We start from the raw sequence: 25554 nt of genomic DNA on the forward strand, positions 1-25554 counted from the left end.
CGGCCGGACACCGACCCGGACATCACACACGACATCCGGCACCCCGCCTACGTGATCTACACCTCGGGCTCCACCGGCCGCCCCAAGGGCGTCGTGGTCGGTCACAGGGGTGTCGCGAGCCTGGTCGCAGGGCAGATCGAGCGCTTCGCGATCGAACCCGGCAGCCGGGTGCTCCAGTTCGCATCGCCCAGCTTCGACGCCTCGGTGTCGGAGATCTTCACCGCCCTGCTGGGCGGCGCCACCCTGATGCTGCCCACCGCAGCCGACCCGGTCGCCGCCCTGACCGACCCGACCCTCGGCGCCACCCATGTGACGGTGCCGCCGTCCGTCCTCGCCGCTGTGCCGGACGGCACGGTGACGGTGTCGACGCTGGTGGTGGCGGGAGAGGCGTGCCCGCCGGAACTGGTGCAGCGCTGGGCCCCCGGACGGCGGATGATCAACGCGTACGGCCCGACCGAGACCACCGTGTGCGCGACCATGAGCGACCCACTGTCCCCGGGCTCCGGCGTACCGCCCATCGGCCGACCGATCGCCAACGCCCGTGTGTACGTGCTGGACGACCGCCTGCGGCCGGTACCGCCGGGCATGACGGGCGAGCTGTACGTCGCGGGCGCGGGCCTGGCACGCGGATACCTCCACCGGCCGGCCCTGACGGCGGGGAGGTTCGTCGCCTGCCCGTTCGGGCCCGGTGAACGCATGTACCGCACCGGCGACCTGGTGCGCCGGCTGGGCGACGGCCAGCTGGAATACGTCGGTCGCGCCGACGACCAGGTGAAGGTGCGCGGGTTCCGCGTCGAACCCGGCGAGGTCGAGGCCGTCCTGGCCGAGCACCCCGCCGTCGCCCAGGCCGCCGTCGCGGCCCAGGACGACCGGCTCGTCGGCTACGTCGTTCCGCGCCGGGACTCGGCCCGGGACAGCGGCCTGGAAGCGGACCACGTGGGCGAGTGGCAGGATGTCTACGACGCCCTGCCCATCGCCCCCGAGCAAGCGGCCTTCGGCCACAACTTCGTCGGCTGGAAGAGTAGTTACGACGGCGGTTCGATCCCCGTCGAGCAGATGCGGGAATGGCGGGACGCGACCGTGACCCGCATCCTGGCCCTGAAGCCGCGCCGGGTGCTGGAGGTCGGAGTCGGCACCGGTCTGCTGCTCTCTCAGATCGCACCCAGGTGCGAGACCTACTGGGCGACCGACTTCTCCGCCACCGCGATCGACGCCCTGACCGCCCAGGTCGCGAAGGAGGAACGGCTGGCCGGGCGCGTGGTGCTGCAGACCCGTCCGGCGCACGATACCGACGGGCTGCCGGCCGGTGAGTTCGACACCATCGTGATCAACTCGGTGGTGCAGTACTTCCCGTCCGCCGACTACCTCGCGGACGTGATCGGGAAACTGATGGCGCTGCTCGCCCCCGGGGGTGCGCTCTTCATCGGCGACGTCCGCAACCTGCGGCTGCTGCGCCCGCTGGCCACCGCTGTCGAGCTGTACAGGGCCGGCGACGGCGCCGACCGCGCGGCCGTGCGCCGCGCGGTGGAGCAGGCCCTCAGGGTGGAGAAGGAACTCCTGGTGGACCCGGACTTCTTCGCCGTCCTGCGCGAACACGGCACGGACATCGGCGCGATGGCCGTGGAGGTCAAGCGCGGCCGTCACCACAACGAACTGACCCGCTACCGCTACGACGTGACGCTGCACAAGCCGCCCGTCGCCCCCGGGGCCTCGACCACGTCAGCCGACCTGGCCTGGGGACGGCAGATCACCGGGACGGCCGGGCTGCGCGAGCTGCTCGCCCAGCCGCCCGCCGAGGTGCTGCGGATCACCGGCGTGCCGAACCGCCGTGTGGTGGGAGAAGCCGCCCTCGCCCGGGCGGTGCAGGACGAGGACGGACCGCTCGCGGAACTGCTGGGGCGGTTGCACGCCCCGGAGGGAAGCGAGCTCCCCGACCCGGAGGACTTCCACGCCCTCGGCAGGGAGTTCGGCCGCACCGTGGGCGTCACCTGGTCGGCCACCGCGGCCGACACCGTGGACGTCGTCCTCGCCGGTCCGCGGGCGCTCCACGGCTCGACGGTCGAACCGTGCCGGCCGGCCGGGGCAGCCGGCCGGGCACTGTCCTCGCTGACCAACCGCCCGGCCGGCAGCCGTGGCACCGGCGCCCTCCTCGGCGAACTCCGGGACTGGCTGCGCGGGCGGCTGCCCGACTACCTGGTTCCGTCCGCGTTCGTCGCGATGGAGACACTGCCGCTGACCGCCAGCGGCAAGCTCGACCGCCGCGCTCTGCCCGCCCCCGACCTCGGCGCTGCCGCTGCCGGACGGGCACCGCGCACCCCGCAGGAGCAGGTCCTCGCGGAGCTTTTCGCCGAGGTGCTCGGACTGGCACAGGTCGGGGTCGACGACAGCTTCTTCGACCTCGGCGGACACTCGCTGCTGGCGACCCGCCTGGCCTCCAGGGTCCGGGCGACCCTCGGCGCCGAGCTGGAGGTCCGGACTCTGTTCGAGACCCCGACCGTGGCCGGGCTGGCGGCCCATCTGGACGGTTGTGGAGCAGCGCGGCCCGCGCTGACCGCCCGTCCCCGTCCGGAGCGCCTGGAACTGTCCTTCGCTCAGCGCCGCTTGTGGTTCCTGCACCGGATGGACGGACCGAGCGCCACCTACAACATGCCGCTCGCGCTGAGCCTGACCGGCAGCCTCGACCGGTCGTCCCTGCACGCCGCGCTCGCGGACGTGATCACCCGGCACGAGAGCCTGCGGACCGTCTTCCGCGAGACCGACGGCGTCCCGTTCCAGGTCGTGCTGAGCCCCGCGCAGGCAAACCCGGCGCTGCCGGTGGTCGAACTCGACGAGAGCGGGCTGGCCGCGCGCCTGGCGGACACCGCCCGCCGCGGCTTCGACCTGGCCGCGGAGCCGCCGGTCCGGGCCGAGCTGTACGCGCTCGCCCCCGACCGGCACGTGCTGCTGGTCGTGGTGCACCACATCGCCGCCGACGGCTGGTCGATGGGACCACTCTCCGGCGACCTCACGAAGGCCTACGCGGCACGCTGCCGGGGCGAGGAGCCACAGTGGTCCCCCCTGCCGGTGCAGTACGCCGACTACACCCGCTGGCAACGCGACCTGCTCGGCGACGCCGCCGATCCTGACAGCCTGTTCGCCCGGCAACTTGCCTACTGGAAGGACGAGCTGACGGGTATTCCGCAGCAGGTGCAGCTGCCTGCCGACCGTCCCCGGCCGCCGGTGGCCTCCCAGCAGGGCGACCGGGTCGTGGTCCGCTTGGACCCCGAGCTGCACCAGGCGCTTCGGGACCTGGCCGCCGAGCGCGGGGCCAGCATGTTCATGGTGCTCCAGGCCGGTCTCGCCGCTCTCCTCAACCGGCTCGGAGCCGGGACGGACATCCCGATCGGCAGCCCGATCGCCGGCCGTACCGACCAGGCGCTGGACGAGCTCGTCGGCTTCTTCGTCAACACGCTGGTGCTGCGCACCGACACCAGCGGGGACCCCGGCTTCCGCGAACTGCTCGGCCGGGTACGGCAGAAGGCGCTCACCGCTTACGACCACCAGGACGTGCCCTTCGAGTACCTGGTCGAGGTGGCCAACCCGGTGCGGTCGCTGGCCCATCACCCGCTGTTCCAGATCATGCTGGCCCTGCAGAACGCTCCGCTCGGCGAGTTCGCCCTGCCAGGACTGGCGACGGGCCACCTGGAGGCGCCGACCGGGACATCCAGGGTCGACCTCACGTTCAGCCTGGCCGAGCAGTTCCGCCCGGACGGAGGTGCCGACGGTCTGGTCGGCGCGGTGGAGTACGCCACCGACCTGTTCGACGCGTCCACGGTGAAGCAGCTGTTCGAACGCTGGGCCCGCCTGCTGCGCGCGGCGGTCGCCGACCCCGACCGGCCGATCAGCCGGATCGACCTCATGTCCGAGGCCGAGCGCCACCGGCTGCTGTACGGCTTCAACGACACGGCCGCGGAGCTGCCGTCGGCCTCGGTGCCGGAGCTGTTCGCCCGTCAGGTGCGGTCCTGCCCGGACGCGGTCGCGGTCGTGGCGGGCGGCACCGAGCTGACCTACGCGGAGCTCGACGTCCGGGCCGACCGCCTGGCGAGGGCGCTGATCCGCCAGGGCGTACGGCCGGAGACGCCGGTCGCGGTCATGATGGACCGCTCCGCGGAGCTGGTCGTGGCGATCCTGGCGATCGTCAAGGCGGGTGGCGCCTATGTACCACTGGACTCCCGCTTCCCGTCCTCCCGGATCGACCTGATCATGCGGGAGAGCGGGGCCGCCCTGGTGCTCACCCCGGAGGTGCTCACCGCACTCGTCGGGTCCGCGGCCGCCGACCCGTGCGACGTCGACGTCTCCTGCGAACCGGGGCAGGTGGCGTACATCATGTACACCTCCGGCTCGACCGGACGGCCGAAGGGCGTGGCCGTGACCCACGGGGACGTGGCGGGCCTGGCGCTGACGCCCGAATGGCGTGGCGGCGGACACGAGCGGGTGCTGATGCACTCCCCTACGGCCTTCGACCTCTCGACCTACGAGCTCTGGGTTCCGCTGCTCAACGGTGGCCGGGTCGTGGTCGCACCGCCCGAGCAGCTCGACCTCGACCTGCTGCAGCACACCATCGCCACGCACGGGGTGACCGGACTGTGGCTGACCGCTGGGCTGTTCCGTCTGGTCGCCGAGGAGCGACCGGGCGTGCTCGCCGGGGTCCGCGAGGTGTGGACCGGCGGCGACGTGGTCTCCCCCGCCGCCGCCGCGCGGGTGCTCGCGGCCTGCCCCGGCATCGAGGTGGTCAACGGCTACGGGCCCACCGAGGCCACCACCCTGGCCACCTGTCACCCTGTGCGCGACCTCCCCGAGAACGCCGCGACCGTGCCGATCGGCGGGCCGATGGCGAACATGCGCGCCTACGTGCTCGACGACCGGCTGCGGCCGGTGCCGACGGGCATGGTCGGTGAGCTGTACCTCGCGGGGACGGGCGTGGCCCGCGGCTACTTCGGCCGCCCCGGCCTGACGGCTGAGCGCTTCACCGCCGACCCGTACGGACCGGCCGGAAGCCGGATGTACCGCACCGGCGACCTCGCCTGGTGGCGCCCGGGCGGGCGCCCCCGGCCGGAGGGCGGTGGTGGCACCCTGGAGTTCGCCGGACGCGTCGACCACCAGGTCAAGCTGCGCGGCCAGCGGATCGAGCCCGGGGAGATCGAGGCGGTCCTGACGGGATGCCCGGGCGTCGCCCAGGCCGCCGTGGTCGCCCGGGAGGACCGGCCGGGAGACAAGCGGCTGGTCGCCTACCTGGTGCCCACGTCCGAGGGTGCGCCCGGGACGGCCGAGCTGACCGGCCGGCTGCGCCGCGAACTGCCCGACTACATGGTGCCGGCGGCGTTCGTCACCGTGGACACGCTGCCGCTGACCGCCAACGGCAAGCTCGACCGGGCCGCCCTGCCCGCCCCCGACTACGGGGCGTCGGAAGCCGGGCGCGGCCCCCGGACGCCGCAGGAACAACTGCTGTGCGGCCTGTTCGCCGAGGTCCTCGGCCGGGAGCAGGTGAGCATCGACGACGGCTTCTTCGATCTGGGCGGGCACTCACTGCTGGCCGCCCGGCTGGCCTCCCGGGTTCGCGAGACCCTCGGCCTGGAGCTGGGGCTTCGCCTGCTCTTCGAGGCGCCGACCGTGGCCGGACTCGCCGAACGCCTGGGCATGAACCGTCAGGACGACGCGCTGGACGTGCTGTTGCCGCTGCGCTCGACCGGGACGGATACACCGTTGTTCTGCGTCCACCCCGGCGGTGGAATCAGCTGGTCCTACAGCGGGCTGCTGAACCACCTCGGTCCGCAGCACCCGGTGTACGCGATCCAGGCGCGCGGCCTCGGCCGCCCCGAGCCGCTGCCTGCGTCGTACGAGGAGATGGCGGCCGACTACGCCGACCACGTGCAGAAGATCCAGCCGGAGGGCCCGTACCTGCTGCTCGGCTGGTCCGCGGGCGGACTGATCGCCCACGCACTGGCCTGCGAACTGCAGGCCCGCGGGGAGCGGACCGCACTGCTGGCGATCCTCGACGCCTACCCGGTGAGGGACGTGCGGTTCGAGGAGGAGCCGGTGCCCACCGTGCGGGACGTGCTCGTCGGGGTGCTGGACGTCGACCCGGACGAGCTGGACGGCCAGGAGATCACCTACGCCGAGGTCGCCGAGGTTCTGAACCGGCGGGGCAGTGCGCTGGCCGGTCTGAACGAGCGGCAGGTCGAGGTGATCGTCCAGATCATGATCAACAACGCGAAGCTCGCGGTCGATTTCGTCCCCGGCAGGTACGACGGGGATCTGCTGCTGTTCAACTCCACGATCGACCGGAGCCACGACGGCGCCGGTCCGGAGGTCTGGCGTCCGTACATCAGGGGCCGGATCGAATCCCACGAAGTCACCACCCGGCACGACCAGATGACCCAAGCGGGGTCGCTGGCCCAGATCGGGCCGATCCTGGCCGCCAGGATCGCCGAGGCCACCGGTGACGCCGATGACACCACCCGTTCCCCTCAGGAGGACTGACCCATGACCAACCCCTTCGACGACCAGGACGGCACCTTCCTCGTCCTCGTCAACGACGAGAACCAGCACTCGCTCTGGCCGCAGTTCGCCGACGTCCCGGCCGGCTGGACCGTCGTCCACGGCCCCGACTCCCACGCCGCCTGCCTGGAACACGTCGAGCAGTCCTGGACCGACATGCGGCCCAAGAGCCTCGCCGACGCAATGAACGCCCAGCGGTAGCACGGCCGACGTGACCTCCACCGACACACTGGGCGGGGCCCGCGAAACCGCGGGCCCCGCCCGGCCCGACGACCTCGCCGCGGCCCTGCTCACCGCCCGGGCCCGGCGGGACCCGTACCCGTTCTACGCCCGCATGCGGAGCGAGGACCCGGTCCATCGAAGCCCCCAGGGCATCTGGTACCTCACCCGGTACGCCGATGTCGAGGCAGCGCTGGGTGACCTGCGGCTGTCCAACGACCGGGACCGGATGACCCGCGCCTACAGCGCGCTGGGCGGCGACCTCAAGGCCTTCAGCCGACTCACCGAGCGACTCGGCCGGGTGATGACCAACACCGACCCGCCGGACCACGCCCGGCTGCGCAAACTGGCCAACAGGGCCTTCACCGCCCGGCGGGTGGAGGCCCTGCGTGACGGCGTCCAGCGGATCGTCGACCGGCTCATCGACGAGGCGGTCGCGGCCGGGCCGGCCATGGACCTGATCGAGGCCGTCGCCTCCCCCCTGCCGATGTCCGTGGTCTGCGAGCTCTTCGGCATTCCGGAAGAGGACCGACCCCAGGTCAAGAGCTGGTTCCGCCGCTTCGGCCGGCTCAGCGAGGACATCGACAAGTCCGAGGCGGCGATCGACCAGTACGAGGAGTACCTGTCCGGGCTCATCCGGCAGCGCAGGCGTGAACCGGGCGACGACCTGGTCAGCGCCCTGGTCGCCACCCAGGCACAGGACGACCGGCTCACAGACTCCGAACTGCTCTCCACCTGCTTCGTCCTGATCACCGCGGGCGACGAGACCACCACCCACCTGATCGGCAACGGCGTGCTGGCCCTGCTGCGCCACCCGGACCAGCTGGCCCGGCTGCGCGCGGACCCGGGCCTGATCCGCGGCGCCGTCGATGAACTGGCCCGCTACGACACGGTGACCCAGGCGATCGTCCGGGTCGTCGCGCAGGACCTGGAGATCGGCGGACGGACGCTGAGTGAAGGCGACCTGGTGTACCTGTTCCTCGGCGCGACCAACCGTGATCCCGAGCGCTTCGAGGACCCCGACCGGCTCGACCTGTCCCGCCCCGGCAACCGGCACCTGAGCTTCGGCCACGGCCCGCACTTCTGCCTCGGCGGTCCACTCGCCAAGCTCCAGGCGGAGGTGGCCGTCGGCACGCTGGTGCGCAGGCTCCCCGAGCTGCGGCTGGCCGACGCGTCGGCCCTGGACTGGCGGGACAACCCGCTGCAGCGGCGGCTGACCGCTCTCCCGCTCGCCTACTGACACCTCAACGACGAAGGAGTACCGACCATGGCCCAGGAATTCGAGGTCTGCCGGGAGCAGGTTCTGTCCGTCCCGCCCGACCAGGTCTGGAACGCCGTCGCCACCGGCCCCGGCAATCTCGGCTGGCTCTATCCGATGGAGATCGAGCCGCGCGTCGGCGGAAAGGTCACCCGGGGAGACGCCACCGTCGTGGCGTGGGAGCCGCCGCACCACTTCGCGGTCCGGGCAACCCAGGACGGCGGGTTCTCCAACACGCTCAGCTACCGCGTCGAGCCGGTCGACGGCGGCACGAGCCGCCTGCGGATGGGAATCCACTGGGTGCACACGGGTGTCGTCGACGACGCCTGGCAGTGGGACGCCAAGACGGACGTGGCCGAGAAGTACGTCGACTTCCACCAGCACGCCCTCGCCGAGTACCTCCGGCACTTCGCCGGCCGGCCCGCCGTCTACATCGGGTCCCAGCGCCCCGAACCCACCGCCGACCCGGCCGACTTCGCCGCCCTGCGCCGACGCCTCGGCCTCGCCGACCACGCGGCCGTCGGCGACCGGGTCATGCTCCTGGCCCCCGGCCCGGAGCACGACCCCGTGGAGGTGGTCGTCGACTGGCTCAGCACCGATTTCGTCGGCCTGCGAGGCCCGGACGCCCTGTACCGGTTCTTCAACGGCAGCAGCTGGAACGTGCCGGTCCGGCTCGGCCACCACCTGTTCACCGAGGAGACCGACGAGGAGCAGACCACCAAGGCATGGACCGCCTGGCTCAACGACACGCACCCCCAGGAGCTCTGATGGAAACCTCCACCCGGACTTTGCTTTTTGCCGCCGAACTCATCGAGGAGAACGGCACCCACACCCTCGTCGTCCAGGACGTGAGGAGAGATACCGTCCAGACCACCACGGTCCCCAAAGCCATGGTCGACAAGCTCCCGATCTTCCTCTCGGCGCTCGTCGCCAAGCTCCACCCGGTGCAGCCGCGCCGCCGCTGGTAGGGCGGCCGCACCGGAAGCCGGTCCCACCTCGACGGCTCGAACCGTCGGTGTCAGCCCGAAGCTGCCGGTGGACAGAGGGCGCGGAGCCGACTCGACGGCCGTGGGACCGGTCAGCGACGCTCCCACGGCGGTGTGGCTGCAAGTCCCCAGTTCATGGCCGTTCAGAGCTCGTCCTCGATGCCGGGGCGGGGCCCGAACCGGATCTCCCGGCTCGAAGCCGACGCCGTGTCGCTCGTGACCGAGAGCAAGCCGGCTGAGCGGCAGTCGCCCGCCCTCGGCCAAGAGGCGATCCGATCCTCCGAGGCCGCCGCCGAAGGATCCGAGCGACCCGCCCGCAGCGCCCAGGGCGGGATCATCAAGGTCGGACAGGAGGTCGTCGTCGCTGCCCGCGCCGCTCTCGGGCGCGGCGTTGCCCGCGTTCGGGTGCGGGACGAAGATGATGAAGATGTCGAGCAGGCCGTCCGGGCCCGCGGCAGTCCGGGTGAGGAACTGCTCGCAGTCGGACGTCAGGTCGGTGACGGTCTCCGTCGTGCCGGTGGTGATGCGCACGACGCCGGTGGTGACGGCGGAGAGCACGGGCTCAATTACCCCGCCCGCTACGCGGGATTGCTCGTCCACGTGCCGAGACACCGTTGACCGCCCCTCTGCCGGCGGCTACGTTCGGCGCCATGTTCCGGTCAGTCATGCTCACTTCGCGCGGTCACATCGACCTGCTCCGGGTGACCTCCGCCGCGTGTTGTCGCGGCTGCTGACGTTCTCTCGGCGCACGACCCGCCGGTGACCGGAAACACCCGGCGCGGCGTCCTGTCCGCCCGTTGCTCCTGACGGCGTACATGTTCCGCCGTCCCGGCCCCCGGGCGTTCCGTCCCTTCGGTCTCCTTCCGTGGTTCCGTCACGGCTCTTCGCCCGGCCGGGCTGCCGCGTGCCCTGGTGCCGGGCTTGCGGCCGGGTACGCCGCACGGGGCCTCGCCACCCGACGCCGTCGCCCGTATCCCCGAAAGGCTGCTGCCATGGCGAGCCACCCGCACGGACCTGCGAGCACCCTCTCCCCCGCCCCGGCCTGTCCACCGGCGGATGCCGTACGGGTTGAGGGGCTGATCCGTTCGTTCGACGGACGGGCCGTCATCGATGGACTCGATCTCACCCTGCGCGCAGGCGAGTTCACCGCGGTTCTCGGTCGCAGCGGCAGCGGGAAGTCGACGTTGTTGCGGGTGCTCGCCGGTCTCGACCGGGAGATCCGCGGGACCGTCCTGGTGCCGAAACGCCGGGCGCTCGTCCTTCGTCCACGTCGGCCGACGTGGTGGTCGAGAGCCTGGCGCAGTGTGCTGCCCGGGCGGCCCGGTATGTCCGAACGCGCCCTGATGGAGGGGGCCTTGGCCGAGACAGGGCCCGCCCGGTGCTCCCGCGTCCGGCCCGGGATGTTCTCCGGCGACGAGGCACCGCGCGTCTCGCTCGCGCAGGTGCTGGCCGGCGAGCCCGCTCTGCTGCTGCTCGACGAGCCGTCCGGAGCACTCGATGCCCTGGCCGGAACCGTGGCGCAACGGCTGGTGACAGAGCTCCGGCGGCGCCGTGGCTGCGCGGTCCTGCTCGTCACGCACGATGTCGACGAGGCGCTGCTGCTCGCCGACCGTGCGCTCGTGCTGCGCGACGGGGTGATCGCGTACGGGACTCCGCTCGCCTCGGACCGCCCGCGCCGCCCCGGCACACCCGGGTTCGCCGCGCTGCGTACGAGGCTGCTCGACGAACTCGGAACGGATACCGGTCCCCCGCCCTCGCCCGGGGCCGAGCCCTCCAACGATCTACGAACCCGCTCTCCCCGCTCGTACGGAAAGGCCTCCTCATGAACGTCCACCTGCACTGGTTCCTCCCCACGGGCGGCGACGGGCGCACGCTCGTCGACCGGCACGCCTACACCGACGGCGGGATCAAGCGGGAGCGGATCACCCCGGTCAGCGGGGTCCGCGCACCGGACATCGAGTACCTGGCTCAGATCGCGAAGGCTGCGGAGCAGCTGGGGTTCGAAGCGGTTCTGACGCCGACCGGCACCTGGTGCGAGGACGCCTGGCTGACGACCGTGGCCCTGTCCCAGCACACCGAGCGGCTGAAGTTCCTGGTGGCGTTCCGGCCCGGGGTGATCTCCCCGGTGCTCGCGGCGCAGATGGCCGCGACCTATCAGCGGATCACCCGGGGGCGGCTGCTGCTGAACGTGGTGACGGGCGGTGACTCGACGGAGCAGCGCAGGTTCGGGGACCACCTGGACCACGACCGGCGCTATGCCAGGACCGCGGAGTTCCTTTCGGTGGTACGCGGGGCCTGGAGCGGGCGGCCGTTCGACTTCGACGGTGAGCATTACCAGGTGGAGGGCGGGCTGACGGCGCTGCCGCCGGACCCGCTGCCCGACATCTTCTTCGGCGGTTCGTCGGATGCGGCCGGGCCCGTCGCGGCCGCGCACGCGGACGTCTATCTGACGTGGGGCGAGCGGCCCGCCGATGTGAAGAAGAAGATCGACTGGATCCGAGGGCTGGCCGAGGAGCAGGGGCGCACGGTCCGGTTCGGGATCCGGCTGCACACCATCTCGCGCGACTCGTCGAAGGAGGCATGGGCGACGGCCGACCGGCTGCTCGGTGACCTGGACGCCGACACGATCGCGGCCGCCCAGCAGGCGCTGGGGCGCAGCGAGTCGGTGGGGCAGCAGCGGATGCTGGCGCTGCACGGTGGTACGCGCGACAAGCTGGAGATCGCGCCGAATCTGTGGGCCGGGGTCGGTCTGGTGCGCGGTGGCGCCGGGACGGCACTGGTCGGCAGCCACGCCGAGGTCGCTGACCGGATCGAGGAGTACCACTCGCTGGGTGTGGAGCATTTCGTGCTGTCCGGGTACCCGCATCTGGAGGAGGCGTACTGGTTCGGTGAGGGAGTCACTCCGGAGCTGGCGGCCCGGGGGCTGCTGTCGACGGTCCCGGCGTCCCCGCTGCTGGGGGTGCCTGCGGTGAACGGCCGGCCGGCCTCCGCGCCGGGCGGGGCCCCGCTGCTGTTCGCCGGAGGGCGCTGACCACCTCGGGGGCGGGGGCGCTGACCGTCTCGGAGGCGGGGCCCTCCGACCGCCCCGGAGGCGGGGCCCGCGGCGGACGGGTTCCTTCTGGAGTGGTGCTCCTCGGCCGGCGAGTTTCCGGGCAGTCCGGGAAGATCCACGACCCCGGCACGGTTGGTAGAAGCGTGAACAATGCCGGGGTGCACTCAGTGGATGTCGTGGTGATCGGTGCCGGACAGGCGGGCCTGTCCGGCGCCTACCATCTGCGTCGTAGCGGCCTGGAACCGGACCGCGATTTCGTGGTTCTCGACCACGCCCCGCACGCCGGCGGCGCCTGGCAGTTCCGTTGGCCCTCCCTGACGTACGGCAAGGTGCACGGAATGCACGCGCTGCCCGGCATGGAGCTGACGGGTGCCGACGACAGCCGGCCCTCGTCCGAAGTGATCGGGGCGTACTTCGATACGTACGAGCGCACCTTCGACCTGAGGGTGCACCGGCCCGTCGAGGTGAGCGCGGTGCGCGAGGGTGATGGCGGGCGGCTGCTCGTCGAGACGTCCGAGGGTACGTATGCGACACGCGCTCTGATCAATGCCACGGGGACCTGGGACCGGCCGTTCTGGCCGCGCTACCCGGGCCAGGACACCTTCCGCGGGCGGCAGCGGCACACGGCCAACTATCCAGGGCCGGCCGAGTTCGCGGGGCAGCGGGTGATCGTGGTGGGCGGTGGCGCCTCCGGGACCCAGCATCTGATGGAGATCGCGGACGTGGCGGCGGACACGTACTGGGTGACGCGCAGGCCACCCGTGTTCCGGGAAGGTCCGTTCGGTGCGGACGAGGGCCGGGCCGCCGTCGCCATGGTGGAGGAACGGGTGCGGCTCGGGCTGCCGCCGCAGAGCGTCGTGAGTGTCACCGGGCTGCCGGTCACCGACGCCGTCCGGCGCGCCCGCGAGTCGGGGGTGCTCGACCGACTGCCCATGTTCGACCGGATCACGCCGACCGGCGTGGCCTGGGACGACGGTCGCACCGTCGAGGCCGATGTCATCCTGTGGGCGACAGGCTTCCGGGCCGCCGTCGACCATCTCGCCCCGCTGAGGCTTCGTGAGCCCGGTGGCGGGATCCGGGTCTTGGGGACGCAGGCCGTGCGTGACGAGCGTGTCCATCTCGTCGGGTACGGGCCGTCCGCAAGCACCATCGGCGCCAACCGGGCCGGGCGCGCCGCCGTGCGCGCGATCGGGCGGCTGCTGGAGCGGGCCGAGCCGGTTACCGACGGATCGGTCTCCGTGTCCGCGTAAGTGTGCCGGCGTGCTGCTCAGCCGGTGCCCGCGGTGCGCCGGTTGCGGTTGAACTCGGCCACGTTGCGCTGCTGTTCCGCGTAGTCGTCGGTGAAGCGGGTGTCGCCGGGCGCGACCGTGACGAAGTACAGCCAGGAGCCGGGGGTGGGGCTGATCGCCGCCACCATCGCCTGCTCTCCGGGATTGCCGATGGGTGTGGGCGGCAGGCCCTTGCGTTCATAGCTGTTGTACGGGCTGTCGATCTTCGTGTCGCCCGTGGTGGTGTCCAGCGTGCTGCGGTTCAGCGCGTAGTTGAGCGTGGAGTCCATCTGGAGCGGCATGCCGCGATCGAGCCGGTTGTGGACGACCCGGGCCACCTTGCCCATGTCCGACCGGGTGTCCGCCTCGGCCTGGACGATGCTGGCGATGATCACCGTCTGGTAGACCGTGACGTTGTTGCGCTCCGCTCCGGCCGTGATGTGGTCCGCGCCGAACCGGCTCAGCGCGGTGTCGACCATGTAGCGCAGCAGGCTCTTCGGGGTCGTGCCGGAGGTGATCGGGTACGTCGCCGGGAAAAGGTAGCCCTCGGGGTTGCCCTTCGCCTCGGCCGGAAGCGGCAGGTCCGCCGTCGTGACCGCCTTCTCCGTGGTTCCGGCGGGCTCACCGAGGACCTTGTCGGCGGCCGCGTACACCTGCGAAGCCCGCCATCCCTCCGGAATCACCAGGGTGCGGACCTGCTCGGTCTTCGGCTCCCTGGTCAGCAGGGGGACAAGGACGGCGGCTGCCACCACGAGGACGAGGACGGCGCCGACGAGCAGTACGAGGCGGCCGCGCTTGGTCGGGCGGATGCTGCGGCCGGGCCTGCGGCCGGGAGGTACGTCCGGGGGCTCGTTCACCATGCGGGCACGCTATCCCGCGCCGATCGCGCCTTCCGGCACCCCGTCCGCGACGACACGCGGCCCGCACACACGACACGAACAAACGAACAGGGGATCGGGTGTTCGCTGGAACGCGTGATCGTATCGGTATTCATTGCTCAACTGCCGGGCGGCGGTTGATGATTACAGGGCGCAAGCGACGGGCTGCAGACCGCGACTGTGCTGTCCCAGAGATTCACCATGCACAAGGAGAAACACCCGATGAACCTGATCACCAACCTGCTGGCCGGCGTCGTCCACTTCGTGGGTTGGCTCATCTGACCATTGCTCCGCCCGGCGCCGTCGCTCCCCGTCCCACGGGGGCGGCGGCGCCGTCGCGTGCGCGCCGTGTCCCGTCAGCCGTGCGCCGCGGGGCCCACGAAGGGCGGCAGCACCGCGAAGTCCGGGGCCACCGAAACAGCCTGCGCCAGGGTGTCGAGGGCGCGCCGGACCCTGGTCAGCGGGTGGTCGGGGAACTCCGCGTCCCACTGCGCATGGTCGGCGGCGTGGAACGGCAGGCCGCCCTGGACGTCCGGGGCGTAAGGGTGGGGCCGGAAGTAGTCCTGCGGCCCGACCTTGGCGAGGACGACGGCTTCCCGCATCCCCGTCATGCCCTGCTCCAGCGCCTGGATCTTCACCACGGTGCTGCACCCGGCACGCGGCACCGTGAAGCTGCCGATGAACGCCTGGCCGCTCGGCCGGTCCGGCAGCGGCAGTTTGAGTATCTGGCGCAGGGCCGGCAGCTCCCCCACCTTCTTCACCGACGCCTCGATGAGTCCGCCGCCCGCCCGCGCGGTGCGGTGGGTGAGCACGTTGCGCAGGGCCGGGCCGTCGTCGAGTCCGGCCGGCAGGTCGGGAGGCAGGGCCAAGAAGTGCAGCGACAGCACGTCGTCGCGGTCGTTCACCCAGGTGTCGTCCGCGACGGGCCGGTATCCGGGGAGTTCGACCCCGAGGAGAGCTCTCATGGGCGGGGATCATGCCGTATCGCCGCCCGGCCCGGCGGGCGGGGATCATGCCGTATCGCCGCCCGGCCCGGCACCACGGGGCTGCCGCTGCGCGGTGCCGGTCAGCCCGCCACGGGGGCGAGTCGCGTGTCGTCCCTGCGGACCAGTGCCGCGTACCGCCCGTCCTGCTGGAGCAGTTCCTCGTGGCTGCCGCGCTCCGCGGTGCGGCCGCCGTCCAGGACGACGATCTGGTCGGCATCGCGCACGGTGGAGAGCCGGTGGGCGATGGTGATCGTGGTGCGCCCGGCGGAGAGCGCGTCGATCGCCTCCTGCACGGCGAATTCGGTGCGGGTGTCGAGGGCGCTCGTCGCCTCGTCGAGGATCAGCACCGGCGGGTCCCGCAGGATCGTGCGGGCGATGGCCAGCCGCTGCTTCTCGCCTCCCGAGAAGCGGTAGCCGCGTTCACCGACGAGGGTGTCGTAACCGTCGGGCAGCGAGGCGATGTGGTCGTGGATCTGCGCGGCCCGGGCGGCCGCCTCGATCTCCTCGTCGGTCGCCTCCGGCTTGGCGAAGCGCAGGTTCTCGGCGACCGAGGCGTGGAAGAGGTACGTCTCCTGGGAGACCACGCCGACCGCCCTGGCGAGGGTGTCGAAGTCGAGCTGGCGCACGTCCACCCCGTCGAGGGTGACCCGGCCGCCCGTGACGTCGTACAGCCTCGGCACCAGATAGCTGAGGGTGGACTTGCCTGAACCGGTGGGGCCGACGACGGCAAGGCTGGCACCGGCGGGCACCGTCACGTCGACGCCGCTGAGGGTCGGGCCGCTCTTCTCGTCGTAACTGAAGTCGACGTTCTCGAAGCGGATCTCGCCGCGGATCTTCTCCAGGCGTACCGGCTTCTCCGGCTCGGTGATGTCCACCGTGAGGTCGAGGTATTCGAAGATCCGCTGGAAGAGCGCGAGGGACGTCTGCATCTGCACCCCGGTGGAGAGCAGGCTCACGGCGGGCCGGAAGAGGCCCTGCTGGAGCGAGACGAAGGCCACCAGTGTGCCGATCGAGACGTCCGGGCCACCGGGCTGGAGGGCGATGCCCGCGGCCCAGTAGATGACGGCCGGCATGGCGGCCATCACGATGCCGATGGTCGACATCCGCCAGCGTCCGGCCATGCTGGAGCGCACTTCGAGGTCGACCAGCCGCTCGGACTCCTCGGCGAAGCCCTTGGTGAGCGAGTCCGAGCGTCCCATGGTGCGGCCGAGCAGGATGCCGCTGACGGAGAGCGACTCGGTGACGGTGGCCGCCATGGCCGCCATCTGCTTCTGGCGCTGAGTGGTGATCTTCTTCCGCTCGCGGCCCACCCTGCGGCTGATCCAGACGAAGACCGGCAGCAGGAGCAACGAGACGACGGTCAGCCGCCAGTCGAGCGCCAGCATGGCGACGACCGTGGCGATGACCGCGGTGAGGTTGGAGACCAGCGAGGTCGCCGTCGAGGTGACGGTGGCCTGCATGCCTCCGATGTCGTTGGCGATCCGGGACTGGACCTCGCCCGTGCGCGTCCTGGTGAAGAAGGCGAGCGGCATCCGCTGGAGCTGTGTGTACACCGCGGTGCGCAGGTCGTGCATGACCCGCTGGCCGACGGTGGTGGAGATGAGGGTCTGCAGCACGCCGAAGACGCTGTTCATGACCGCGGTGAGGATCATGCCGAGGGCGAGCAGCGAGAGCAGCCCGGTCCGCCCCTGCGGGATGGCGGTGTCCAGGATCTCGCGCAGCAGGAACGGGGAGGCGACCGACACCAGGGACGAGGCGCCGACGAGCAGCCCGACCACCGCGAGGCGGCCGCGGTAAGGGTGGAACAGGCGGAGGATGCGGCGCAGCTCGGCGGGCGGCTGAGCGGCGTCCCGGGACGGGGGTGTCCACGTGGGTTCTTCGGGTTTCATGGGCTCCTTCGTCAGGCGCGCGGCAACGGGGGAAGGGGCGCGGGCGCCTGTGACGGCATGCGCGTCCACGACGTGGGCAGGACGGCCGGGTGGCCACTCTGCGGGCCCGGAGCTCGGACATCGCGGCTCCTGGCAGTCGAACAGATGAGAGCATAGCTCATTGTTACCTATGCTCACAATGAACAAGGTCCTGATATTGTTCCCGGTATGGATTCCCCCGACCCCGACGGCGTGCTCGCCGAACAGCTGCTGCGGCTGACGCGCAGACTTCAGCGCATTCAGAGCCGTCAGCTGGAGCCGATCGGCATCACCCCCGCACAGTTCCGGCTGCTGCGCACCGTCGCGCACTGCGACGGTCCCCCTCGGATGGCGGATCTCGCGCAGCGTCTCGATGTCGTCCCCCGAGCCGTGACCACGCTGGTCGACGGGCTGGAGGCCAGCGGCAGGGTGCGGCGGATCCCCGATCCGGACAGCCGCCGGGTGGTCCGGATCGAGATCACGGAGGAGGGCATCGCCACACTCCGGTCGCTGCGCAACGCGCGCCGGGCGGCCGCAGAGGAGATCCTGGCTCCATTGACCGCCGATCAGCGCGAGGTGCTCGGCGGGCTGATGACCGCTCTGGTCGACGGAATGCCGGAGCGCCGCCGCTGCTGACCGGGTGCCGAGCACCGAGCCGAGCCGCCGATGGGATCTCGATATGCCGCTGCTGGAACCGAACCCGGAATCCCTGCGCCCCGGCACGGTGCGGGCCCCCTCCCACGACCGGGTCGCCGACGGCCGGGCGCCGGGCACTCCCGAGCCGTTGCGGGGCGAGCTGACCGCTCTGCTGGGCCCGCGGAAGGTGCTCTGGAAGATCTCCGACCTGGTGCGGTACGCCTCCGACGCCAGTCCGTACCGGTTCGTTCCGCAGGTCGTCCTCGTTCCGGAGGACATCGACGACATCTCCGCGATCCTTTCGTACGCCCACGGCAAGGGCCGCAACGTGGTCTTCCGGGCCGCGGGCACCAGTCTGAACGGCCAGGCGCAGGGCGAGGACATCCTCGTCGACGTACGCCATCACTGGGCGGGCATCGAGGTCCTGGACGACGGCGCGCGGGCCCGCATCCGCCCGGGGACGACGGTCATGCGGGCCAATGCCACCCTCGCCCGGCACGGACGGCTGCTGGGGCCGGACCCGGCGAGCGCGATCGCCTGCACGATCGGCGGGGTCGTCGCCAACAACGCCTCCGGGATGACCGCCGGCACGACCCGCAATTCCTACCGGACCGTCTCCTCCCTCACCTTCGTGCTGCCCAGCGGCACGGTGGTGGACACCGGCGACCCCGCGGCGGACGAGGACCTGGCGCTCGCGGAGCCGCGGCTCTGCGCGGGGCTGCTCGCCCTGAAGGCGGAGATCGAGGCGGATGCCGCGCTCACCGCCCGGATCCGGGCCAAGTACGAGATCAAGAACACCAACGGCTACCGGCTCGACGCCTTCCTGGACGGTGCGACGCCGGTGGAGATCCTGCGCGGTCTCATGGTCGGCTCGGAGGGGACTTTCGGCTTCATCTCCGAGGTCGTCTTCGACACGCTGCCGCTGGACCGCCGGATCTCCACCGCACTGCTCTTCTTCCCCTCGCTGACGGCGGCCGCCGCAGCCGTCCCGCTGTTCAACGAAGCGGGCGCCATCGCCGTGGAGCTGATGGACGGCAACACCCTGCGCGCCTCGGTCAGCGTCAAGGGGGTGCCGGCCGACTGGGCAGGTCTGCCGAAGGAGACCGCGGCACTGCTGGTGGAGTTCCGCGCCCCGGACGAGCCGGGCCAGGAGGCGTTCGAGGAGGCGGCGGCAGGCGTCGTGCGGCAGCTGGAGCTGGTCCGGCCCGTCACCTCGGTGACCAATGAGTTCACCCGGGACGCCCGGACCATCTCCGGCTACTGGAAGGCCCGCAAGGCCTTCGTCACCGCGGTCGGCGGCTCCCGGCCGTCCGGTACGACGCTGATCACGGAGGACTTCGCGGTCCCGCCCTCCCGGCTGGCCGACGCCTGCGAGGCACTGCTGGGGCTCCAGGCCGAGCACGGTTTCGATGCCGCCGTCGCGGGTCACGCGGCCCATGGCAATCTGCACTTCCTGCTGGCCTTCGACGCGGCGAAGCAGTCCGACGTCGACCGGTACGCCGCGTTCATGGCGGACTTCTGCCGGCTCACCGTGGAGCGGTTCGACGGATCGCTCAAGGCCGAGCACGCCACCGGCCGCAACATCGCCCCCTTCCTGGAGCTGGAGTGGGGTCCTCGGGCAACCGAACTGATGTGGCGTACGAAGCAGGTCATCGACCCCGACGGGGTGCTGGCGCCCCGGATCGTCCTGGACCGCGACCCGAAGGCCCATCTGCGCGGGCTGAAGACCATTCCCCAGGTGGAAGCCGTCGCCGACCCCTGCATCGAGTGCGGTTTCTGCGAACCCACCTGCCCCAGCCACGACCTGACCACCACACCGCGCCAGCGCATCGTGCTGCGCCGGGAGATGATGCGGCAGCCGGACGGTTCACCGGTGGAGGCCGGGCTGCTCGATGCGTACGGCTACGACGCCGTCGACACCTGCGCGGGCGACTCCACGTGCAAGCTCGCCTGCCCCGTCGGCATCGACACGGGCGCCATGATGAAGGACTTCCGCCACCTCCGGCACTCCCCGCGCGAGGAGCGGGTCGCCGCGCTCACCGCGAAGGGCTTCCGCGCCGTCGAGGCGGCAGCCCGGCTGGCGGTCGCAGCGGCCGACCGGATCGACGACCAACTCCTCGAAGGGGTCACCGGTCTCGTCCGCAAGGCCGTACGACCCGACCTGGTGCCCGAGTGGCTGCCGGAGATCCCCGGCGCGGCCGCCCGGAAGCTGCCCCGCACTTCCAGGGTGGGAGCGAGCGCGGTCTACTACCCGGCCTGCGTCAACCGCATCTTCGGCGGCCCGGAGGGGCATCCCGGCCCGTCGCTCCCGCAGGCCGTGGTCCTCGTCTCGGCCCGTGCCGGCAAACCCGTCTGGATTCCGGAGGATGTCGCGGGGACCTGCTGCGCGACGATCTGGCACTCCAAGGGGTACGACGCCGGAAACGCCGTGATGGCCAACCGGATCGTCGAGGCCGCCTGGGGCTGGACCGCCGGGGGGAAGCTGCCCCTGGTCGTCGACGCCTCATCGTGCACGCTGGGCATCGCCCACGAGGTGGTGCCTTATCTGACGGAGGACAACCGGGAGTTGCACCGCGAGCTGACCGTCGTCGACTCGCTGGTCTGGGCGGCGGACGAGCTCCTGCCGGATCTGACGGTGCTGAGGAGGACCGGTTCCGCGGTTCTGCACCCGACGTGCTCGATGGAACATCTCGACGATGTCGGCCACTTGCGCACGGTCGCGGAGGCCTGCGCGCAGGAGGTCGTGATCCCGGACGACGCCGCGTGCTGCGGCTTCGCCGGCGACCGCGGCATGCTGCACAAGGAGCTGACGGCCTCGGCCACGGCGAAGGAGGCCGCCGAGGTGAACACCCGGGAGTACGACACGTATCTGTGCGCGAACCGCATGTGCGAGATCGGGATGGACCGGGCGACGGGGCGTTCGTACCACTCGGCACTCATGGAGCTGGAGCGGGCGACCCGTCCCGGTCCCGCCTAAGGGCTGTCCCGCAGCTCCTGGCGGATCGACGCGCGGTGGGGGATGCGGTGCACCGTGAGGCGGAGGGACGCCCGAGCGCTGGATGTATTCGGGCGTTCCGACTACGGGTGGGGTCCCCCGTGCCGTAGCCGGGGTCGTGCGCGCGCCAGGAATCGCGGGACAGTCCCCGGGTACGGGCAGGCCGCTCAGGCCTTGAGGGCGGCGCGGTCGCCCATCACCACGACCGGGTTCTGCTTCGGGTCCAGGGTGCGGAGCAGCTTCACCATGGCGGCCTTCGGCAGGCTCACACAGGCCGATGTGCCGCTTCCGTGGTCCATGTGGAGCCAGATGCTGCCGCCCTTCGACTGGCCTTCCGGGCGCGTCGGATCGTTGGGGGCAGTGCCCTTGACGCGGTTGTAGTCGATGGCGATGACGTAGTCGAAGTCGTGCCAGTAGGGCTTGGCCCAGTACCGGGGGGCCTGGATGGCGGCCGACTCGCTGTACGGGAGCAGGGAGCCCGGGTCGGGCAGTGCGCCGCCCGCGTCGGTGAGAGTGAAGACGCCGACCGGGGAGCGCTTGTCGTCCTCGTGGTGGTCGGCTGTCCAGCCCTTGTGGCCGTTGTGGGCCTTCCAGACGGCGTTCTTGTCCCAGGTGGATCCGGTCCGGGTGTACAGCACGACCGTGGAGTCCGGGGAGTTCTTGCCCGCGCCGTACACGGCGACGACCTGGCGGGAGCCGGCCGGGATCTGTGACCGCAGCCGGTCGCCCACGTCCGGGATGCGCTTCAGGCCGGTGGTCCGCGCCTCGTCCTTGTCCTTCTGCGCACCGGCCGACCGCGTGTCCGACTTCTTCGGGTCCTGCCCGTCACCGCACGACGTCAGGGTCGTGAACAGGACACCGCAGGCGGCCGCCGAGGCCACCACTCGTACCGCACCGGCTCTACGCATCCGTCCATGCTCGCACCACCGGGCGTCCGGGGCCTTCCTCGCCTGCGGCGGACGGCGAATGCGTGCCCAATCTTTACTCCGTGCACCGGCCCGGCACAGACGGGCTCCCACGGGGCTCCGCGCGTAAAAGGGTTTGCCTCGGCCCCTGCGGGGAGCGAGGCTTGGACGGTTTGGTCCCCCCACACGCATCCCCACGTGTTTCTGGAGATCCCTCGCGGATCTCAGCTCATTTCCGATCTTTTGGGACGTCATGCAAATTCGCGATCTTCCGTACTCGGATCCCGGCGATCCCGACGTCCGGTCGGGCCCCCGCTTCCTGCTCTGGCTCGGCCGCAACCAGATCCGCGGACAGCTCAAGTCCCTGTCATGGGGCCTGCTGCAGCAGTGCTCCATCGCGGGGCTGCCGCTCGCCGTGGGCTTCGCCGTCCAGTCGGTCGTCGACCGGTCCGGCGGACGGCTGGCGCTGGCCGGGGGCATGCTCGCGGTGCTCGGCGTGCTGATCGCGGTGGGCGACACCATGCTTCACCGGACGGCCGTCACCAACTGGATCACCGCTGCCGCCCGGGTCCAGCAACTGCTGGCCCGCAAGACCGCGGAGCTCGGCTCGGCGCTGACCCGCCGGGTCGCCGCGGGCGAGGTCGTCGCGGTGTCCACCGGCGACGTGGAGAAGATCGGCTGGTTCGTCGAGGCACTCTCCCGCTTCGCCGCCGCCGCCGCGACCCTCGTCATCGTCTGTGCCGGGCTCGTCCTCTATCTGCCCTCGCTCGGCCTGCTCGTGGCGGTCGCCATGCCGGTACTCGCCCTGGCCGTGCTGCCGTTGCTCCCCCGGGCCACCCGTCGCGCCGACGTCCAGCGCGAGAAGGCGGGCAAGGCCACCGAGCTGGCATCCGACACGGTGGCCGGGCTGCGCGTGCTGCGCGGCATCGGCGGCGAGGAGCTGTTCCTCGGCCGCTACCGGCGCGCCTCGCAGGAGGTCCGCAAGGCGGCGGTGCGCAGTGCGCGGATGTGGTCGCTGATCTCGGCGGTCCAGGTGTTCCTGCCGGGCGTGCTGCTGATCTCGCTGGTCACGTACGGGGCGACGCAGGCCCGGGACGGGAAGATCGACGTCGGTCAGCTCGTGACGGTGTACAGCGCGGTGACGCTGATGCTGCTCCCGCTGCGGAACTTCGAGGAGATCGCCATGGCGTACTCCTTCTCGCGGCCGTCCGCGCAGCGCGCGGTCCGCGTCCTCTCGCTGAGCCGGGTGGCACGGCCGTCCACTGTCGACGCCGCCCCGACCGGTGACCTGTACGACCCGGTCACCGGCCTGCTGGCTCCGGAGGGCCTGTTCACCGCGGTGGTCTGCGGCGATCCGGACGAGGCGGGTCGGCTCGCGGACCGGCTCGGCGGCCATGCCCAGCCGGCCGTGGCGCGGGAGGACGAGGCCGGGGACGCCCCGGGCACCGTCGTGCCGTCGGTCCTGCTCGGGGGTGTGCCCCTGGACGAGTTGGAGCTGGCCGCCGCACGGACCGCGGTCCTGGTCCAGGACAAGGACCCGGTGCTCCTCTCCGGCACGCTGCGCGAACTGCTCGACGTGCCGTCGTCCGGCCGGGTCGCCGCCGCGGACGCGCTGGCGGCCGCGCAGTGCGGCGACGTCCTGGACGCGCTCGCCCAGGCATCCGTCGACAGCGAGGGCGACCCCATGAACACCCGGATCACCGAACGCGGCCGGTCGCTGTCCGGCGGTCAGCGCCAGCGGCTCGCGCTGGCCCGGTCCCTGGTGACGGATCCGGAGGCTCTGGTGCTCGACGAGCCGACGTCCGCCGTCGACTCGCACACGGAGGCACGGGTCGCCGAGGGCATCAAGGCCCTGCGCAAGGACCGTACGACGGTGGCGTTCGCCTCGTCGCCGCTGCTGCTCGACCTGGCCGACCGGGTGGCGCTGGTCCACGGCGGCACCGTGGTGGCCGTCGGTACCCACCGTGAGCTGCTGCGGGACGAACCGCGATACCGGGCGGTCGTCACCCGTGAGACGGACGACGAGATCGCGGCCGCACCGGACCACACCGAAGACATCGACACGATCGACACGATCGACACGATCGAGGAAATCGAGGAGAGGGCATGATCGGCGTCGCACCACCGGCGTACGACCCGGCCGCCCCGGAGTCGGCGACGACCCTGCCGGTCGGCACCCCCACGACCGTACGCACCTACGTCCGTGAGCTGATGCGTCGCCACCGGCGGCCGTTCATCGTGGTCACGGTGCTCAACTCCGTCGCGGTGATCTCGTCGATCGTGGGTCCGTATCTGCTGGGCGGACTGGTCGAGGACCTGTCCAACGGGGTCACCGACCTCCATCTGGAGCGCACCGCCGCGGTGTTCGCCCTGGCGCTGGTCATCCAGTCCGTGGTCACCAGGATGATGCGGCTGCGCAGCGCCGTGCTGGGCGAGGAGATGCTGGCCGATCTGCGTGAGGACTTCCTCGTGCGGTCGGTCCGGCTGCCGCCGGGCGTGCTGGAGCGGGCCGGGACGGGTGACCTGCTGTCCCGGATCACCACGGACATCGACCGGCTCGCCAACGCCATGCGCGAGGCGGTTCCGCAGCTGGCCATCGGTGTGGTGTGGGCGGGGCTGCTGCTCGCCGCACTCACTGTCACCGCTCCCCCGCTGGCGCTCTCGGTCCTCATCGCACTGCCCATTCTGATCACCGGCTGTCGCTGGTACTTCCGCCGGGCGCCGTCGGCGTACCGCTCGGAGGCGGCGGGCTACGCGGCGGTCGCGGCGATGCTCGCGGAGACCGTGGACGCCGGGCGGACCGTGGAGGCACACCGGCTGGGTGCGCGCCGGGTCGCGCTGTCGGACCGGCGGATCAAGGAGTGGACGGCGTGGGAGCGGTACACGCTGTTCCTGCGGTCCGTGCTCTTCCCCGTCATCAACGGCACGTTCGTGACGATTCTCGGCGCGGTCCTGATGCTCGGCGGCTGGTTCGTCATCGAGGGCTGGCTCACCGTCGGTCAGCTGACGACGGGAGCGCTGCTCGCGCAGATGATGGTCGATCCGATCAACCTGATCCTGCGCTGGTACGACGAGTTGCAGGTCGCTCAGGTGTCGCTGGCCCGCCTCGTGGGGGTCCGGGAGATCGAGCCGGACGCGGGTGACGACGGTGTGGCCCCGGACGGCCGCGAAGTCCGTGCCGACGAGGTGCACTTCGGCTACCGCGCCGGTCTCGACGTGCTGCACCGGGTGTCGCTCGATGTCGCTCCCGGTACGCGGCTTGCGCTGGTGGGCCCGTCCGGTGCGGGCAAGTCGACGCTGGGACGGCTGCTGGCCGGGATCTACTCCCCGAGGACCGGTGAAGTCACGCTGGGCGGTGCGCAGTTGTCACAGATGACCGCGGAACGGGTCCGTACGCATGTGGCTCTGGTCAACCAGGAGCACCATGTGTTCGTCGGGTCACTGCGGGACAACCTGCTGCTGGCCCGTACCGGCGCCGAGGACGCCGAGCTGTGGGCCTCGCTGGCCGCGGTCGACGCGGACGCCTGGGCACGGACGCTCGACGAGGGGCTGGACTCCGAGGTCGGTTCGGGCGGTCTGGCTCTCACCCCGGCGCAGGCCCAGCAGATCGCGCTGGCCCGGCTGGTGCTGGCCGATCCGCACACGCTGGTGCTGGACGAGGCGACCTCGCTGCTCGACCCGCGCGCGGCCCGCCATCTGGAGCGTTCGCTGGCCAGGGTGCTGGACGGCCGTACGGTCGTGGCGATCGCCCACCGGCTGCACACGGCGCACGACGCGGACGTGATCGCCGTCGTCGAGCAGGGCCGGATCAGTGAACTGGGCAGCCATGACGAGCTGGTGGCGGCGGACGGCGCGTACGCGGCGCTGTGGCGGTCCTGGCACGGCTGACCGGAATGAGCATGTCCGGGGCCCCTGCCCGTACCGGCC

Annotated in this window: 17 protein-coding genes and 1 pseudogene; 13 read left to right on the top strand and 5 right to left on the bottom strand. The window is 71.6% G+C overall.

What is annotated here, in order from left to right; translation table 11 throughout:
- From ABT025_RS27940 to ABT025_RS27960, 5 genes are all read left to right on the top strand, one after another.
- Positions 1-6519: amino acid adenylation domain-containing protein (locus ABT025_RS27940; RefSeq protein ID WP_502972040.1), on the top strand; the 6519-nt coding region annotated here is incomplete at its 5' end.
- Positions 6520-6522: 3 nt separating this feature from the next.
- The gene (locus tag ABT025_RS27945) at positions 6523-6738 is read left to right on the top strand and encodes an MbtH family protein (protein WP_123467710.1); all 216 of its coding nucleotides are present in this window, start codon (positions 6523-6525) and stop codon (positions 6736-6738) included.
- Between the two features lie 10 nt (positions 6739-6748).
- The gene (locus tag ABT025_RS27950; protein ID WP_351000122.1) at positions 6749-7996 is read left to right on the top strand and encodes a cytochrome P450; all 1248 of its coding nucleotides are present in this window, start codon (positions 6749-6751) and stop codon (positions 7994-7996) included.
- Positions 7997-8023: 27 nt separating this feature from the next.
- The gene (locus ABT025_RS27955; RefSeq protein ID WP_351000125.1) at positions 8024-8782 is read left to right on the top strand and encodes an SRPBCC family protein; all 759 of its coding nucleotides are present in this window, start codon (positions 8024-8026) and stop codon (positions 8780-8782) included.
- A complete protein-coding gene (locus tag ABT025_RS27960; RefSeq protein ID WP_351000128.1) occupies positions 8782-8982 on the top strand; it encodes a hypothetical protein in 201 nt (66 codons plus the stop codon). The genes ABT025_RS27955 and ABT025_RS27960 overlap by 1 nt, the downstream gene beginning before the upstream one ends.
- Before the next feature lie 357 nt (positions 8983-9339).
- Here ABT025_RS27960 and ABT025_RS27965 read toward each other — a convergent pair.
- A pseudogene (locus ABT025_RS27965) lies at positions 9340-9558 on the bottom strand (YjbQ family protein); the annotation flags it as partial.
- A gap of 92 nt (positions 9559-9650) precedes the next feature.
- Between ABT025_RS27965 and ABT025_RS27970 the strand changes: the two are divergent.
- The 4 genes from ABT025_RS27970 to ABT025_RS27985 all read left to right on the top strand — a co-directional run bounded on the left by ABT025_RS27970 (position 9651) and on the right by ABT025_RS27985 (position 13302).
- On the top strand, positions 9651-9734 hold the full coding sequence (locus ABT025_RS27970; RefSeq protein ID WP_351000224.1) for a putative leader peptide: 84 nt from the start codon (positions 9651-9653) through the stop codon (positions 9732-9734).
- A gap of 258 nt (positions 9735-9992) precedes the next feature.
- Positions 9993-10826: an ATP-binding cassette domain-containing protein gene (locus ABT025_RS27975; protein WP_351000131.1), complete on the top strand. Its 834-nt coding sequence runs from the start codon at positions 9993-9995 to the stop codon at positions 10824-10826.
- Entirely contained in the window at positions 10823-12031 is a 1209-nt protein-coding gene (locus ABT025_RS27980; RefSeq protein WP_351000134.1) for an LLM class flavin-dependent oxidoreductase, read from the top strand. Before ABT025_RS27975 ends, ABT025_RS27980 begins: the two co-directional genes overlap by 4 nt.
- 179 nt (positions 12032-12210) lie before the next feature.
- Positions 12211-13302 (top strand): NAD(P)-binding domain-containing protein, encoded by a 1092-nt coding sequence (locus ABT025_RS27985; RefSeq protein ID WP_351000137.1) that lies wholly within the window; start codon positions 12211-12213, stop codon positions 13300-13302.
- A gap of 17 nt (positions 13303-13319) precedes the next feature.
- On the opposite strand, the gene mltG is transcribed toward ABT025_RS27985, so the two are convergent.
- From mltG to ABT025_RS28000, 3 genes are all read right to left on the bottom strand, one after another.
- Positions 13320-14180, bottom strand: a complete 861-nt coding sequence (gene mltG, locus ABT025_RS27990) for an endolytic transglycosylase MltG (RefSeq protein WP_351000140.1) — start codon at positions 14178-14180, stop codon at positions 13320-13322.
- A gap of 374 nt (positions 14181-14554) precedes the next feature.
- Positions 14555-15163: a hypothetical protein gene (locus ABT025_RS27995; protein ID WP_351000143.1), complete on the bottom strand. Its 609-nt coding sequence runs from the start codon at positions 15161-15163 to the stop codon at positions 14555-14557.
- A gap of 101 nt (positions 15164-15264) precedes the next feature.
- A complete protein-coding gene (locus ABT025_RS28000; RefSeq protein ID WP_351000146.1) occupies positions 15265-17073 on the bottom strand; it encodes an ABC transporter ATP-binding protein in 1809 nt (602 codons plus the stop codon).
- A gap of 207 nt (positions 17074-17280) precedes the next feature.
- Here ABT025_RS28000 and ABT025_RS28005 point away from each other — a divergent pair, with 207 nt between their 5' ends.
- Positions 17281-17727 (top strand): MarR family winged helix-turn-helix transcriptional regulator, encoded by a 447-nt coding sequence (locus ABT025_RS28005; protein WP_351000149.1) that lies wholly within the window; start codon positions 17281-17283, stop codon positions 17725-17727.
- Between the two features lie 43 nt (positions 17728-17770).
- Positions 17771-20704, top strand: coding sequence for an FAD-binding and (Fe-S)-binding domain-containing protein (locus ABT025_RS28010; protein ID WP_351000152.1), 2934 nt, complete (start codon positions 17771-17773; stop codon positions 20702-20704).
- A 185-nt stretch (positions 20705-20889) separates the two neighbouring features.
- Here the strand turns inward: ABT025_RS28010 and ABT025_RS28015 are convergent, their stop codons facing one another.
- On the bottom strand, positions 20890-21630 hold the full coding sequence (locus ABT025_RS28015) for a hypothetical protein (protein ID WP_502972041.1): 741 nt from the start codon (positions 21628-21630) through the stop codon (positions 20890-20892).
- Between the two features lie 250 nt (positions 21631-21880).
- Between ABT025_RS28015 and ABT025_RS28020 the strand changes: the two genes are divergently transcribed.
- Together ABT025_RS28020 and ABT025_RS28025 are read left to right on the top strand one after the other, a co-directional pair.
- Positions 21881-23737 (top strand): ABC transporter transmembrane domain-containing protein, encoded by a 1857-nt coding sequence (locus tag ABT025_RS28020; RefSeq protein ID WP_351000155.1) that lies wholly within the window; start codon positions 21881-21883, stop codon positions 23735-23737.
- On the top strand, positions 23734-25515 hold the full coding sequence (locus tag ABT025_RS28025) for an ABC transporter ATP-binding protein (RefSeq protein ID WP_351000158.1): 1782 nt from the start codon (positions 23734-23736) through the stop codon (positions 25513-25515). Before ABT025_RS28020 ends, ABT025_RS28025 begins: the two co-directional genes overlap by 4 nt.
- Positions 25516-25554: the final 39 nt, after the last annotated feature.

Origin of the sequence: Streptomyces sp. NPDC002809 (genome assembly GCF_040295435.1) — a bacterium.
Classification (GTDB): domain Bacteria; phylum Actinomycetota; class Actinomycetes; order Streptomycetales; family Streptomycetaceae; genus Streptomyces.